Genomic DNA, 14,129 nt, shown 5'->3' with positions numbered 1-14,129 from the left:
AGGTGGTCCCCGGCAGGCGGCTTTGGGTCTTGCTCCCGCCGGCTCTGCGCGTGCTTCAGCCCACGGAGGTCCGCGTGCCCCCGACGGGCCAGGCGACCCTCCGGGCGCGCTTCGAGCCGCCCGTGACCCTGGCCGGCCTGCGCTTTGTCGAGCTCAGCCTCGAGGCCTCCGTTTCGTGGACGGAATTTCGCCGCGGCGCCTTCGAGAAGCATGGGTACTGGGTCACGGCAGGGGTGCTGGCCGAGGTCGGGCATGTTCGCCTGCCCTGGCGGCCCAGGCGAGTGCGGGCCGCCGCGGGTCCCGTCGGCTTTCGCATGGGCGGAGCCGTGGACTGGTTCACGCCCGCGGATGCGCTGCGCTGGCGAGGCTTGCCCTTCGCCGCTGGCCACCCGCTCACCCTCGCCTATGAGCGTGGGGTCCTGGGCGAGGCGTTGTCGATCGGCGGGGTCGAGCTGCCGGCTGGGACCGCCGTCGAGATCGACCCCGACGACGGCTCGGCCCTGGAGGCTCGCCTGGCGACGCCCATGGTCGCGTACGGCCACGAGGTCCCCGCGGGGGCCTTCGTGGGCTTGAGTCGGGGACCCACACCGCGCTCGATCGTCGTGGGCACGTCGACGGGGCGCTGGACCATCGAGCCCGACGGGACGCGCCGGGACCTCTGCTTTGCCCCCACAGACGTCTAGGACCGGGGGCGCTTCGTCGCTGTCCGCTCCTCCGCTTTGGCTTGGTGGGCAATGGGGTTCGTGCCTTGGAGAGGGCATGTGGTCGCCCCCGCAAGCGGGGGCGTGGATTCGTTCACAGTCTCCGAGTGGACGTGCGCAGGGAGGTCGTGGCGTCGTCCAGGACAGCCCCTGAGTTCGCTCAGGGGGTCATGGCCGCGCGGAGCTGGGTCATGGCCTCGGCCGCGCCCAGGCGCAGGTGGACGTCGACGAGGCTCGAGATCTCGCTGGTGCCGGGGTTGATCTCGATGGTCGCCTTGCCCTTGGCGCGGGCGAGCTGGATGGGGGCGGCGATGTAGGGGAAGACGGCGGTGGTGCCGACCGAGACGACGGCGTCGAAGCCCAGGTCGAGCTGGGCGTAGAGGGTCTCGAGGGCGCGGCTGGGGAGCATCTCGCCGAACAAGATGACGGCGGGGCGAACGATCGCGCCGCACCCCTCTCGAGGACAGCGGGGGACGCCGTCGTCTCCGAAGCCGATCGCGTCGTAGTCGGTGACCCGCGTGGACCACGAGCAGCGGGTGCACGCGAGCTCGTGGGCGTCGCCGTGGATGGCGATGAGCTTTTTACTCCCGGCGGCGGTGTGCAGGCCGTCGACGTTTTGGGTCAAGACCCACACGCGCTCGCGCTCGGCCTCGAGGGCAGCGATGGCGCGGTGGGCAGCGTTGGGCTCGGCGCCCCGACACGCGCGGCCGATCTCGTGCATGTACTTCCAGGTCACCGCGGGCCGAGTGCGAAACATCTCGCCCGAGAGGCAGACCTCGATGGGTAGGCCCTCCTCGGCGTCCTCGCCGTCGTAGAGGCCGCCCACGCCGCGGTAGGTCGGGAGCCCGGAGTCCGCGGAGATTCCGGCTCCGGTCACGAACAGGACGCTCTGCGCGGGCGCGAGGAGGCTCGCCGCGCGCTGCACGGCCTCTCGGTGGGTGTCGTCCGCCACGACTCAAAGTGTAGCGCGGCAGCTGCTAAGCTGAGCGGACATGGACGAGAAGCTCAAGGTCTACGCGGCCCCGGTCATCGGCTTGATCGTGCTCGTTGCTTGGTTCTTTGTCATTCGCCCGATGATCGACGGGGACAGCGGCGACGGGGCAGACAAGGCCGAGGAGAAGACGTACCCCGGCGCGCCGGATCCCAACATGACGGAAGAGGAGCGCCGCCGCGTTCCGGATGATCCGGCGCAGCGGGTGCAGTAGGACCGCGGGCTCTTCGGGCTCCGGCGGTGCAGCGGGACTGCGGTGGCCGGTTGGCTCCGGCGGTACAGTAGGACTGCGGTGTTTCGTTGGCTCCGACGGTGCAGTAGGACTGCGGTGCGCTCGTGGCTCCGGCGGTGCAGTAGGACTGCGATGCGTTCGTGGCTCCGACGGTGCTCCGCGGCCTATTCGGCGGGCTCCTCCCCACTCCTGCGCTCGAGCCGAGCCACACCTCATTGCTCTTCCAAGGCTGTAGGCAGCTCGGTGCTCGTCGCAGGGACCCCTCCCGCCGAGCGGCCTGCTGTGTATGCGCCAGAAAAATGCCGGGCTAACCAACACGAGGTCCGCGGCCGCCGGTTGCATCCCCACCAACCTCCACAACCAGCAAAGTCCCAGCAACCATGGTCTTCACCCCCGCCAAAACATTTCCCCTCGCCGCCCCGTGACCGGAGCCGCAGCGAGCGAAGCGAGCGTGAGGTGGATGAATCGCGCGCAGCGAAGCGAGCACGATTCATCGTCGGGGCGGACGCTGTCGAGGGCCTCCCGATAGCACCTCATGGGGAAAACCAGCCTGTCCTCCAACCCGGGCTGCTTGCAGCAGTGGCCGTAGGTCCGAGAGCGCCTACAGCAGTCGCCGTAGGTCCGATAGCGCCTGTAGCAGTCCCCGCACACCCGAGCCCTCCGGAGCAGTCGCCGCACGCCCGAGCCCGCCCCGCAACAACCCGCTCAGCTAGCCGTCCGGCTCAGTCGCAGGATCTCAAACAGCGCCCGCGTAGCCGGGCTGCGGTTCAGCGTATAGAAGTGAATCCCGTGCACCCCGGGCGTCCGCGCCCCAAAGGGCATCGCTCCGCGCCCGGGATCCAACAGCCCCCGGCACTGATGCGCGGCGTAGCTGACCCCCGCCCAGAACACCTCGTGCGCGTGGGGGCCCCCCTCGGCGCTGGCGATGTCGTCGAGGCGGTGCTGGAGCAGCGGGGGAATGGTCGCGCCGCACATCTTGGTGAACCGGCGGATCTGCTTGATGTTGGTGACCGGCATGATGCCGGGGATGATCGGGACCTCGATGCCGGCGCCGCGGGCCCGGTTCTCGAACTCGAAGTAGGCGGCGTTGTCGAAGAAGAGCTGGGTGATCAGGAAGTCGACGCCCGCGTCGACCTTGGTCTTCAGGGCGGCGAGGTCGGCCTCGGCGTCGCTGGCCTCGGGGTGGACCTCGGGGTAGCAGGCGGCGCCGATGCACAGCTCTGGCCAGCTCTCGCGCAGCCACGCGGTCAGCTCGCTGGCGTAGCGGAAGCCGCCGGGGGTGTGCTGGAACTCGGTCTCGCCCTTGGGCGGGTCGCCGCGCAGGGCGAGGATGTTGTGGACGTCGGCGGCGAGCAGGCGCTCGACGACGCGGGCGAGCTCGTCGCGGGTGGAGCCGACGCAGGTCAGGTGGGCCATGGGCTCGATGCCCAGCTCGGTCTTGATGCGGGCGACGAGCTCGACGGTGCGCTCGCGGGTGCTGCCGCCGGCGCCGTAGGTCACGGACACGAAGTCGGGCTCGAGGGTGCGCAGCTGCTCGAGGCTGCGCCACAGGACCCGCTCGCCCTTTTCGTGCTTGGGCGGGAAGAATTCGAAGCTGAAGACGGGGCGCTTGTGGCTCAGTCGCTCGGAGATCCGCACGGCGCGGGCATAGCATGGTCGGGGCTCAGCCACACGTCGGCGCTCTCGACCCGAAGCTCGCGGCCGTCGTCCTCGCGCACGCGCAGGGCCCCGTCGGGGTCGAGGCTCAGGGCGAGGGCCGACACCCGCCCGCGGCCTGGGGTCTCGACCTCGACGCGGCGACCGAGCACGACGCAGTGGGGCTCGTAGCGCGGGCGCAGGGCGGGGAAGCCCCGGTCGAAGAAGGCGTCGAGGCTGTCCTCGAGGGCGGCGAGGGTCGCCGCGAGGAGCTCGGCGCGCGCGGGCGGGGCAGCACCGAGGGCCAGGCGCAGGCTGGTCGCGGTGTCGGCTAGCGGGCCCTCGAAGCGCTCGCGGCCGACGTTGACCCCAAAGCCCACGACGACGTCGACGCTGCGCCCTCGCCAGCGGCTCTCGCACAAGATCCCGGCGAGCTTGCGGCCGTCGAGGAGCAAGTCGTTGGGCCACTTGAGGCTCAGGCGCTCGGCGAGCTCGGGCCGGCCGCAGCCGCGCAGGGCCGCGCCCACGCCCTCGCGCAGGCCTACCCCCACGGCCAGGGCGAGGGCGCCGAAGCTCTGGCCCGCGGCCGTGCGCGTGGCCCCGGGGCGCACGACCACGCTCGCGTAGATGTCCCCCGCCGGGGCCGAGGACCAGGCGCGGCCGAGGCGACCGCGGCCGGCGGTCTGGCGGTCCGCGGTGACCAGGGCGCCGTCGGGAGCCGGGCTCTCGCCCGAACCGCCGAGCCACGCGAGGGCCCGGTCATTGGTCGACTCGAGGCTGGCGGCGTGCTCGTGGACTCGGCCAAAGCGCCGCGTGGTCAGGGCGGCCGCGAGCGCGGTGGGGAAGTCGGCCGAGGACATCGGGCTGTCCTAGCACTCAGGGGTGGGTGTGGACCAGGCTGTAGAAGCTGGCCTGGACGTAGTCGTCCTCGTCGCCGCCGTTGTTTTGGTTGTAGACGCCAGCCTTGAAGTACATCCACTGGTCGGCGAAGCCGCTGTCGGCCATGGACACGAGCTCGACGACGTCGTCCTTGCCCTCGCGCTCGATGGTCACGCGCAGCTCGTCGCCCTCGACCTCGATGCGGTAGGCCCACGGCTCGCCGAGCTCGATGCCGTCGTCGGGCTCCTCGGCGTCGTCGTCCCGGCTGCCGATCATCTCGTACCACTGCTCGCCGCCTTGGGCCTCGTGGGCGAAGTAGATCGAGCCGCGGGCGTGGCCGGGGAGCAGCCGGTAGTAGAGCCGGATGGGCTCGTCCTCGGGGGCGTGGATCTGGCCGACGATGACCCGGCCGACCTCGTTGCTCGCGCCCGTCGTCGACACGTGGTCCACGGTCAAGGTCGCGCTCGAGGTCCCGTCGACGCCGCCAGCCGCGGCCTGGTTTTCGGGGCTGGAGCTCGAGAACACCCAGTTGTTTGCGTTGACGCCCTGGGTGGGGATGTCGGTGTTTCCGGCGCGCAGCATCTCGCGGAGCTCGGTCCGGGAGTAGCTGCTGTTTTGGGTGCTGCGCGAGTGGTTGGGGCAGCGGAACACCACGGCCCCGGTGTCCTCGTCGAGGTAGAACTCGCTGGGGCTCTCGAAGCCTGCGGCGAGCTCGAGCTCTTTGACCTCCGAGGCGTCGGGGAGGGTCAGCTTCCACGCCGTGAGGTCGAGGAGCTCGCTCGGGAGCTGCGGCTGAGGTCCGCCGTCGTCGTCGTCCGTGTCGCTGCCGGCGTCGGTGTCGGTCTCGCCGGCCTCGTCGGTGGACGAGCCCCCCGTCTCCGACTCCCCGCTCTCGCTCTCCGAAGCGCTGGTCTCCGACGAGCCGTCGGAGCCCTCGTCCGAGTGGGAGGTGTCGCCCGCCCCATGCCCCGCGTCGGCTTCGTCCGCGGCCGCGTCATCGCCCGGCGTCGCGCAAGCCAGCGCGAACGCGAAGCCAGCGAGCACAAAGAGGTGTCGTCCCGTCGAGCCCCACGTCACCATGGACGAGCTGTATCACCGGCCCGGAGGCGTTGTCGAAGTCGTCATGCAGGGACACGGCGGCTCGTGGCCGGCGTGGCGATCGCGGTTGCGCGAACGGCCCTCAGACCCGCGCGGGGAACAGCAGGGACATGGTCGTGCCGACGCCGAGCTCACTGTCGATGAGCAGGTGGCCGCCGCTTTGGGTGACGAAGCCGTAGACCATGCTCAGGCCCAGGCCCGAGCCCTTGCCCTCGCTCTTGGTCGTGAAGAAGGGCTCGACGACGCGGGCGATCATCTCGGGGCTCATGCCCGAGCCGTCGTCGCGCACGCGGACGGCCACGAAGCTCCCGGCGACCTCGCTGGCGTCGACGTCGAGGAGGGGCTCGGGGCTGGGGGCGAGCTCGCTGGACTCGACGACGAGGCTCTCCGTGCGCAGCTCGAGGGTCCCGCACTTGCTGGGCATCGCGTCGCGGGCGTTGAGGCACAGGTTGAGCACGGCGGTGATCAGCTGGGCGGTGTCGACCTCGACGAGCTCGAGCTCGTCGGCGAGGGCGAGCTCGAGGACCACGCCCGAGCCGAGGGTGCGGCGCAGCAGCTCGGCGCTGCGCTGGAGCTCGTGGGACAGGTGGACGACCTCGGGGCGCAGGGACTTGCGGCGGGAGAAGGCCAGCAGCTGCTGGACCAGGGCCGAGCCCGCCGCGCTGGCCTCGCGGGCGACGGCGAGCTCGGTCATGAAGCTCTCCTCGTCCTCGCGGAAGCGCTCGAGCACCTCGAGCACCGTGCCGATGACCGTCAGCAGGTTGTTGAAGTCGTGGGCGATGCCGCCGGTGAGCTGGCCGATCGCCTCCATCTTCTGGGCCTGGCGCAGCTTGGCGTCGAGGGCCTTGCGCGCGGTGATGTCGACGATGCTGGCGCGCACGAGCACGCGCTCGGCGTTGGGCAGCTGGACCAGGCGCAGCTCGGCGGGGAAGGGCTGGCCGTTGCGCTGCATGGTCCACTCGAAGGCCGAGACCTCGCCGACGCTGGCCGCGGCCACGCGCTCGAGCAGGCCGTCTTCGGAGCTCTCGCCGTCTTCGGTGGTCTCGGGCAGGAGCCGGCGCAGGTGGGCGCCGAGCAGCTCGCCGGGGGGCGTGCCGAACAATTTTTCGGCCTCGCGGTTGAAGTCGACCAGCCGCAGGGTGCCCAGATCGATGACCACGATGCCCTCGGGGGCGTGCTCGAACAGGTTGCGAAAGCGGGCCTCGCTCTGGTCCATGTGCTCGAGCATGGCGCGGTTGGTCACGACCTCGGCCATGCGCCCGCTGATCAGCGCGAGCAGGCGGGGCTCGAGGCCGAAGCTCCGGGGCGCGGCGCAGTAGTGCAAGCTGACGGTCCAGCTCGGGCCGACGCGGGGGTTGACCGCGATGATCAGCATGGACTGCACGCCGCACTCGCGGACCAGGCGGGCGTCGCTGGGCAGGGCTTCCTCGTCGGGGTCGGGGCCGGGGCCGAGGGCGTGGACCTCTCCGCTGCTCTCGGCGGCGACCCGGAGCCGGCGCTCGAAGCTGTCGTGGTCCCTGGCGGCGACGGTGTCGGGGGCGAAGCCCTCGCGCGCGGCGTGCAGGGTCGTGGGCAGGTCCAGGCCGCCCGAGCGGTGAAAGTCCAGGGTGACGCGGTCGCAGCCGAACACCTCGATGAAGCTCTCGACCGAGGCCTCGAGGCCCTCGAGCAGGGTGGAGGATCCGAGCAGGCGCGCCGCCACGGTCTCGAGGGCGTCGATGAACGCGAGTTCGGTGAGCTTGGGCTGGACGTCGGTCATGGCTCGGCCACGCCGATCTTGCCTGCTTTGCTGGCTACAAACCAGCGCGCTCGACCGTGGGTCAGTCCGTGGATCAGTCTCCGGGACCGCAGTCGAGGGGCTCGGGCCGCGGACCGAACTCCAGCTTGCGCGCGAGCCGACGCATCGCCGTTCGCAGGCCCTCTTCGACCACGGGGTGGTAGTAGGGCAGCCGCGTCGCTCGCTGAGCGGTGACCTTGGACTCGATGGTCCACGCGAGCAGGTGGGCGAGGTGCTCGGCTCGCGGCCCGATGAGCTCGGCGGCGATCAGCGTGCCGCAAGCCCGGCTGGCGTAGATCCGCGCGCGGCCGCGGTTTTGGCCCATGACCCGGGCGCGGCCCTGATCGCCAAAGTCGACCTCGGCGGCCTCCCAGCTCACGCCCTCTTCGCTGGCGTCCGTGGGCACGGTCCCGACGACCGCGACGTTGGGGTCGGTGAACATGATGCCCAAGGGGACCGTGCGGACCTGGGCGCGGACCTCGGGGAAGCGGGCCGCGTTGCCGCCGGCGATGCGGCCTTCGGCGGCGGCCTCGTGCAGCAGGGGGCGGAAGCCGGTGACGTCGCCGGCGAGGAACAGCGCGCTGTCGCCGATCTGCCCGGTGCGCTCGTCCCAGCGCACCGGCATGCCCCGGCGGTCGAGCTCGACGCCAGCGGCGTCCAGGCCCAGGCGGCCCAGCTGCGGTCGGCGGCCGGTGGCCGCGAGCACGTAGTCGAAGGTCGCCTCCCGGCCCTCGCCCTCGCCCTCGGCCTCGCGCCAGCGCAGCTGCACGCCCGCCTCGACGCGGGTGGCCTCGAGCTCGCCCACGCCGAGGTGCAGGTCGAGCTCGGCCTCGAAGATCGCCCGGGCCTCGGCCTGCATGCCCGGGTCGCTGAGCATCGGCATGCGCGTGTTGATGTCGAAGATCTGCACGGCGACGCCGAGGCGGTCGAGGGCTTGGCCGAGCTCGAGGCCGATGACGCCGGTGCCGACGACGGCCACCGAGCGCGGCAGGGTCGGGAGCTCGAACACGCCTTCGTTGGTCAGCAGCCGGTCTCCGAGGTCGCGCAGGGGCGGGGGGATGAACGCCGCCGAGCCCGTCGCGATGACCACGGCGCGGGCCTCGACCTCGACGCTGCCGCCTTCGTTGAGCGCGACCTCGAGGTGGGTCGCGTCTCGAAAGCGCGCCCAGCCCCGGAGCAGCTGACCCTCGGGGAGCGCCTCGGTCGCGTCGACGACGAAGCCGGCGAAGCGATCGCGCTCGGACTGGACCCGGCGCATCACGGCCTCACCGTCGATGCGTAGATCATTTGCATGAACGCCGAACTGTCCGGCTACGCGGGCGCCGTGGGCCGCGTCGGCTGCGGCGATGAGCAGCTTGGAGGGCATGCAGCCGACCCGGGCGCAGGTCGTGCCCAGGGGCCCACCCTCGATCATCACCACGCGCTCGGCACCCTGGCTCAGGGCCTCGCGTCGGGCGACCAGGCCCGCCGTCCCCGCGCCAATGATCGCCACGTCGACCTGGATGGTGTTCGCTGTGTCCATGCTCCCGGGTCTACGCGGGTCGCTCGAAAAAGCTACGCGAGAAAGTGGGGAGGCGGCTGGCCCTTGGGGACATTGCGGCTATGCTCGGCGCCCTCCCGACCGGAGCGTCCATCCCATGTCCGTCCGCGAGCTCGTCGTCCTCGGTACCGCCAGTCAGGTGCCCACGCGCTACCGTAACCACAACGGCTACTTGATCCGTTGGGATGGTGAGGGCTTCCTCTTTGATCCCGGAGAGGGGATCCAGCGCCAGCTGATCCACGCGGGGGTGTCGTCCACGGACATCACCAAGATCTGCATCACCCACTTCCACGGCGACCACTGCCTGGGCCTGGCCGGGATCTCCCAGCTCTTGTCCCTCGATGGCTGCCCCCACCCGGTCCACGTCTACTTTCCGGCCTCGGGCGAGAAGTACTACCACCGCCTGCGCCGGGCCTCGATCTACCACGATCGCGCCGAGGTCCACGGCCACCCGGTCCCCGAGCCTGGCCCCGAGCGGACCTGCGTGTGGTCCGTCGACGAGGAGCGCAAGGGCCTCAAGCTCGAGGTCGCGTCCCTCAACCACGGCGTGCCGACCATGGGCTACCGCCTCGAAGAGCGCGGCGGCTGGACCCTCGACCCGGACAAGCTGCGCGAGGCCGGGCTGCGCGGGCCGATGATCAAGCAGCTGCAGCAGGCCGGCGAGCTCGAGGTCGACGGCAAGACCGTGACCCTCGCCGACGTCGGCAAGCCGCGGCGCGGTCAGGTCGTCGCCTTCGTCATGGACACGCGCCTGTGCAAGGGCGCCTTCGACCTGGCCGAGGGCGCGGACATGCTGATCTGTGAGTCGACCTACATCGAGGCGGATCTGCAGCGGGCCAAGGACAACGGCCACCTCACCGCCAAGCAGGCCGCGCGCATCGCCAAGGAGGCGGGGGTCGAGCAGCTGGTGCTGACCCACTTCTCGCGTCGCTACGACCGCAACGCGCCCTTCCTCGAGGAGGCCCGGGAGGTCTTCGACGGGGAGATCGTCGCGGCGCGGGACTTCGACGTCGTGCCTCTGCCCAAGCGCAGCAAGGGTAAGAAGGACAAGCAGAAGAGGGACCAGCCCAAGGCCGAGAAGGCCGAGGGCTGAGCCCTTCAGGCGCGCAGGCGGCGGGCGCTGCTGCGCTCGAGCGCGCCCCAGCCCGGCACGGGGATCGCCGCGTCCGCGTTCGCGGGCAGCCTGAACCACACGCCGTCGACGGTCGCTTCGCGGTCGCCCCGGAGCACGTGGAGCTCCTGGGCGGGCATCGAGCCCTGGCCGACCAGGACGAGCTGCTCGCCGTCTTCGGTGGTCGCGACGTCGAGGATGATCACCGCGTGGCCCGGGCTCCCGGGTCGGACCAGGAAGTCGCCGGGCAAGAGCGGCTCGGTCAGCGGCACGGCCTCGCTGTCGAGGGCGAGGGAGCGCGTGCCGGCGTACATGAACACCTGATCGAGCCAGCCGCGGAGGGCCGCGCGGTCGCGGCTCAGGGTCGGGAACTCGCCGGGCTCGGCGGTGCGCACCGCGTTGCCCTCGACGACCTGGCGCCGCCCGGCGAGCCAGTCTTCAAAGCGCGACTCGTCGCCGCTGGTGAAGTGGTAGCGCAGGGCCGCGTCGTCGCCCATCGACCATAGCCACTCGGCGTGCAGGCGCAGGACCGTGTCGGCGCACTGCTGCAGGTCGCGCTCGCCGACGTCGAGGGGGACGACGCCGGCGGACCAGCGCCCGCTGAAGGGGAGGGTGCGCCCGCGGTAGTCCTCGACGGTGCGGCGATCGAGGCGGATCGGGAGCGCGCGCAGCCACGCGGCGTAGCTGTCCGCGTCCACGTCGACGCGCGCGCTGCCCTCGGGGGTGGGGAAGCGCTGCTCGAGCCCGACGCTGGGCGGGACCTCGCCCCAGTCCGCCAGCCAGGTGTAGTCGTCGAGGTCGACGGGCTCGGCGACCAAGGTGGCCGGGCGCGGTCCTGGGGTGTCGGAGCAGGCGAGGGGGGCCAGGCCGACGCTGCTCGTGGCCAGCAGCGCCGCCATCGCCCACGCGCGCAGCCGCCTCGAGTCCCGGATCGCCCGCATGCCTCGGCTACGCGCGAGCGCGGGGAGGCATTCCGAGCGGCCGGTCGTTGGGGCCGGTCGTTGGGGCGGGTCAGCTCAGGCTGCGCATGTGTACGTGGAGCTCCTCGCACTGCGAGGCGAGCAGCTCCGGGTCGATGCCGACCAGGTCCAGGGCCAGCATCCTGGCGCCCTCGTCGATGGACCGGGCCACGTCGAAGCTCGAGTTGCGCAGGATCGACTTCACGCTCTGGGCGCTGTTGCGCATCAGCTTGGACGACAGCCCGTCGCCGGTGAGGATCATGACCGAGGCCAGGCGCGCGGCGAGGGGCTCGAAGAGCTGGGCGGCGTGTCGGCGCACCTCGGGCGTGGCAGGCGGGGTCCCCGAGTGGAACACGTGCAGGAAGCCGACGGCGGGGTCCTGCTCCATCGCGACCTCGAGCACGGGCATCAGCCGGCGGTAGTCCTCGATGGTGGTCGCGCGGCCGTCCATCATGCGGATCACGACCGGACCGGCGACCGCGACCAGCTCGTTCCTCGAGGCGTACTCGACTCTGGCGCCCTTGCTCGCCGGCACCTCTCGTGAGTAACAAATTCACGAGCCCGCGCGGAGCTAAAATCGCGGCGGGCCCGCGGGGCGCAGGAGCTCGCGGTAGCGAGGCAAGACCGCGTCTGCGTGGTGCGGCGCGCTCCATCGTCGGTGGTCGCCTCGGAGCGCTCGCGCGCCGGCCCGCCACGCGCGGATCCAGCCAGCGAGCCGGGCGATCGCGTCGGCCTCGTCGGCGTAGCGGGCCTCGGGCGGGAACAGCTCGGGGTAGGACAGGCGATCGGGCACGAGGACCTGCGCGCCGGCGTGCGCCGCCTCGAGCATGGCGACGCCAAAGAACTCGTGGCGCGCCGTCGACAGGGCAACCTGGGCCTGACCGAGCAGGGCCAGGTAGTCGGCCCGGGACTCGAGGTGACCCCACTGGACCAGGCGCTCGCCGAGGGCCTGGCGCAGGCGCGGCTCGGCCTCGACCAGCGCCGGGGGCTTGCGCCGAAAGCTCTGCCCGCACACCGCCAGGCGAAAGCGCAGCTGCTCGCGCTCGAGCAGGGCGTCGACGATGCGCACGAGGCTGTCGGGGCCCTTGTCGTGCTCCCAGCGGTGGTTCCACACGATCAGCGGACCGTCCGCGCGCGCGCCCGCAGGCAGGTCGCGCAAGCCCGCCGCGTCGATCTGGGGCAGGGCCAGGGGCAGGCCCAGGACCTCGCTGCGCGCCGCGATGGCGTCGACCCAACCCGGGGGCACGGCGTCGGGCATGCGCCGGAGCAGCTCGCGGGCCGCGTCGAGGAAGCTGTCGCGGTTGTGGGCGCTGTTGAACACGCAGCGCGTGGCCGCGAGCGCCGAGACCAGCTGGGTGAAGCCAAAGTGCAGGTCGCGGCGGGGGTCGGCCTTGGACCCGGGCTCCGTCGAGACCGGGAAGGCGAGCTGGTTCTCGTGGAAGTAGAGCACCCGGGGGATCGACGCGAGCTCTGGGCGCAACCCGACGAGCTCGGCCAGGGGCAGGTAGGCGCTGGCGAACAGCGCGTCGAAGGGGGCGCCTGCTCGCTGGCGCAGCTGCTCGGCGAAGTAGACCGCGCTGCCCCGCATGCGCCACTTCCAGTGCCGGCCCGGGAGGGTCAGGGCGGTCCACTCGGCCCACTCGGCGCCCGTGAGGGTCCGGCCAAAGGCGGCGTGGGAGCCCGCGTCGAAGGGCTCGATGTAGAGGACCCGCATCGGGCTCGGGCTCAGGCCAGGTTCGGGCGCAGATCGAGGGCGTGGCGGCGCACGACCTCGCGGTCGAGGAGCGGGATGGCGTGGCCGACGTTGGGCAAGATCTGCAGCTGCGCGCCCGGGATGGCGTCGGCCAGGCGCATGGAGTTGACGGGCACGACGAGGCGATCCTGATCGCCAGTGATCACCCGCGTGGGCGCCTGGATCGCGCTCAGCCGCTTGCCCGTGGAGTGGCTGGCGATGGCCCCGAACTGGCCCAGGAAGGTCGCGCGGCTCGGCCGAGTCTCGCGCATGAGCTGAAACCAGTCGCTCAGCAGCTCCGAGCTGCGGTCGTGCAGCGAGTCGGGCAGGAGCAGGCGGGCGATCAGCTGCGGATCCTTGCGCTGGGCGATGGCCGAGCCGAACAGATCGTTGAGGGTCGCAAAGGAGGGCAGCTGGCCGCTGGGCAGGCCCGGCCAGGTCGCGAGCAAGATCAGGCCCGCGACGCGCTCGGCGTGGCGCAGGGCGACCTGCTGGGCGATCATGCCGCCCATGGAGATGCCGGCGACGATCGCCCGCTGGACCCCCTCGGCGTCGAGCATGGCGACGACGTCGTCGGCCATGTTGGCCATGGTCCACGGCCGCCGCGGTCGGTCGCTCTTGCCGACCCCGCGGTTGTCGGGCACGAGCACGCGCCACGGCGTCTTGGCGTCGCCAGCGAGCATGTCGGGCATGCGCATCCAAAAGCGGCCGCTGAGGCCGAGGCCCTGGATGAGCACGAGGGCGGGGGCGTCGGCGGGGCCGAAGCGCTCGTAGTGGACGCGGTGCTTCCCGGGGCCGATGGCGTAGGGCACCTCCCGGGTCTATCAGCCCGAGCGCCCTCTGACCACCGAGAGCGCTGCGAATCAACCCACGCCCCCGGGAGCGGGGGCGACCACGCGCTCTCTCAAAGGTACGAACCCCATTGCCCCACGACCAAAGCGGAGGAGCGGATGGCGACGAAGCGCCCCCCGTCCCGAGATGCTCGTGGGGGCAAAGCAGTGCTCAGAAGCGGCCGCTGATGCCGACGGCGAACTGCTCCGGGTGGAGCACGAGCTGCGGGCTCAGCTGCGCCGGCGCGCCGCCCAGGAAGGTGCCCTGGCGCCACGACTGGTAGCGCCGACGGCGGAGCAAGCCGGCGGTGAGCAGGCCGATCCCGGTGGCAGCCGAGGCGCCGCCGATGGCCCACAGGGTCGGCGGGAAGGGGCCGCTGTCGATGCCATTTTCGAGGCTCTGGACCCCCGCCGCGACCATGGTCACGCCGCCCACGACGGTCGCCAGGGTCCCGCCGACGACCATGCCGTTGCCCGTGGGCTGGCCCGGTCGCCCGCTGAACTCGCGCCAGTCGAGGTAGTTGGCCCGGGCCTTGGCGCCGCGGATCAGCAGGTAGGTGCCGAGGCCGAGGCCCGCGAGGCCCAGGGGGATGAAGGTCGTGGCGACGAAGGCGGGGTCGCCGTCGGGGAGGGTGCTCTCGTGG

14 protein-coding genes are annotated in these 14,129 nt (G+C 71.8%); 3 read left to right on the top strand and 11 right to left on the bottom strand.

Going from position 1 to position 14,129, the window contains the following annotated elements:
- Positions 1-29: 29 nt before the first annotated feature.
- Positions 30-683: a hypothetical protein gene (locus PPSIR1_RS10425; RefSeq protein WP_157595404.1), complete on the top strand. Its 654-nt coding sequence runs from the start codon at positions 30-32 to the stop codon at positions 681-683.
- Positions 684-861: 178 nt separating this feature from the next.
- Here PPSIR1_RS10425 and PPSIR1_RS10420 read toward each other — a convergent pair whose 3' ends face one another.
- The gene (locus PPSIR1_RS10420; RefSeq protein WP_006971003.1) at positions 862-1,653 is read right to left on the bottom strand and encodes an SIR2 family NAD-dependent protein deacylase; all 792 of its coding nucleotides are present in this window, start codon (positions 1,651-1,653) and stop codon (positions 862-864) included.
- A gap of 40 nt (positions 1,654-1,693) precedes the next feature.
- Here PPSIR1_RS10420 and PPSIR1_RS10415 point away from each other — a divergent pair, with 40 nt between their 5' ends.
- Positions 1,694-1,906 carry a hypothetical protein gene (locus tag PPSIR1_RS10415; protein WP_006971002.1) on the top strand — a complete coding sequence of 71 codons (213 nt, stop codon included), beginning with the start codon at positions 1,694-1,696 and terminating at the stop codon, positions 1,904-1,906.
- 723 nt (positions 1,907-2,629) lie between these two features.
- On the opposite strand, the gene metF is transcribed toward PPSIR1_RS10415, so the two are convergent.
- The 5 genes from metF to PPSIR1_RS10390 form a co-directional block, all read right to left on the bottom strand.
- Positions 2,630-3,562 (bottom strand): methylenetetrahydrofolate reductase [NAD(P)H], encoded by a 933-nt coding sequence (metF, locus tag PPSIR1_RS10410; RefSeq protein ID WP_006971001.1) that lies wholly within the window; start codon positions 3,560-3,562, stop codon positions 2,630-2,632.
- Entirely contained in the window at positions 3,541-4,419 is an 879-nt protein-coding gene (locus tag PPSIR1_RS10405) for a biotin--[acetyl-CoA-carboxylase] ligase (RefSeq protein WP_006971000.1), read from the bottom strand. The genes metF and PPSIR1_RS10405 overlap by 22 nt, the downstream gene beginning before the upstream one ends.
- A 16-nt stretch (positions 4,420-4,435) precedes the next feature.
- Positions 4,436-5,482, bottom strand: a complete 1,047-nt coding sequence (locus PPSIR1_RS10400) for a polysaccharide lyase family 7 protein (RefSeq protein ID WP_198154488.1) — start codon at positions 5,480-5,482, stop codon at positions 4,436-4,438.
- 136 nt (positions 5,483-5,618) lie between these two features.
- The gene (locus tag PPSIR1_RS10395; RefSeq protein WP_006970998.1) at positions 5,619-7,295 is read right to left on the bottom strand and encodes a two-component system sensor histidine kinase NtrB; all 1,677 of its coding nucleotides are present in this window, start codon (positions 7,293-7,295) and stop codon (positions 5,619-5,621) included.
- A 73-nt stretch (positions 7,296-7,368) separates the two neighbouring features.
- Positions 7,369-8,835, bottom strand: coding sequence for a dihydrolipoyl dehydrogenase (locus tag PPSIR1_RS10390; protein WP_006970997.1), 1,467 nt, complete (start codon positions 8,833-8,835; stop codon positions 7,369-7,371).
- Between the two features lie 115 nt (positions 8,836-8,950).
- On the opposite strand from PPSIR1_RS10390, the gene PPSIR1_RS10385 reads away from it, so the two are divergent.
- Positions 8,951-9,946 (top strand): ribonuclease Z, encoded by a 996-nt coding sequence (locus PPSIR1_RS10385; protein ID WP_006970996.1) that lies wholly within the window; start codon positions 8,951-8,953, stop codon positions 9,944-9,946.
- A 5-nt stretch (positions 9,947-9,951) separates the two neighbouring features.
- Here PPSIR1_RS10385 and PPSIR1_RS10380 read toward each other — a convergent pair whose 3' ends face one another.
- The 5 genes from PPSIR1_RS10380 to PPSIR1_RS10360 form a co-directional block, all read right to left on the bottom strand.
- Entirely contained in the window at positions 9,952-10,905 is a 954-nt protein-coding gene (locus PPSIR1_RS10380) for a DUF4846 domain-containing protein (RefSeq protein ID WP_086001199.1), read from the bottom strand.
- Between the two features lie 70 nt (positions 10,906-10,975).
- Positions 10,976-11,458, bottom strand: coding sequence for a hypothetical protein (locus PPSIR1_RS10375; protein WP_006970994.1), 483 nt, complete (start codon positions 11,456-11,458; stop codon positions 10,976-10,978).
- Between the two features lie 36 nt (positions 11,459-11,494).
- A complete protein-coding gene (locus tag PPSIR1_RS10370) occupies positions 11,495-12,637 on the bottom strand; it encodes a tRNA-queuosine alpha-mannosyltransferase domain-containing protein (protein ID WP_006970993.1) in 1,143 nt (380 codons plus the stop codon).
- Positions 12,638-12,648: 11 nt separating this feature from the next.
- A complete protein-coding gene (locus tag PPSIR1_RS42380) occupies positions 12,649-13,467 on the bottom strand; it encodes an alpha/beta fold hydrolase (RefSeq protein ID WP_006970992.1) in 819 nt (272 codons plus the stop codon).
- Positions 13,468-13,657: 190 nt separating this feature from the next.
- On the bottom strand, positions 13,658-14,129 hold a 472-nt coding region (locus PPSIR1_RS10360), incomplete at its 5' end, for a hypothetical protein (protein ID WP_006970991.1).

This window comes from Plesiocystis pacifica SIR-1, from assembly GCF_000170895.1.
Lineage (GTDB): Bacteria > Myxococcota_A > Polyangia > Nannocystales > Nannocystaceae > Plesiocystis > Plesiocystis pacifica.
Note: the sequence above shows the minus strand (reverse complement) of the source record. Positions and strands in the feature narration are given on the sequence as shown.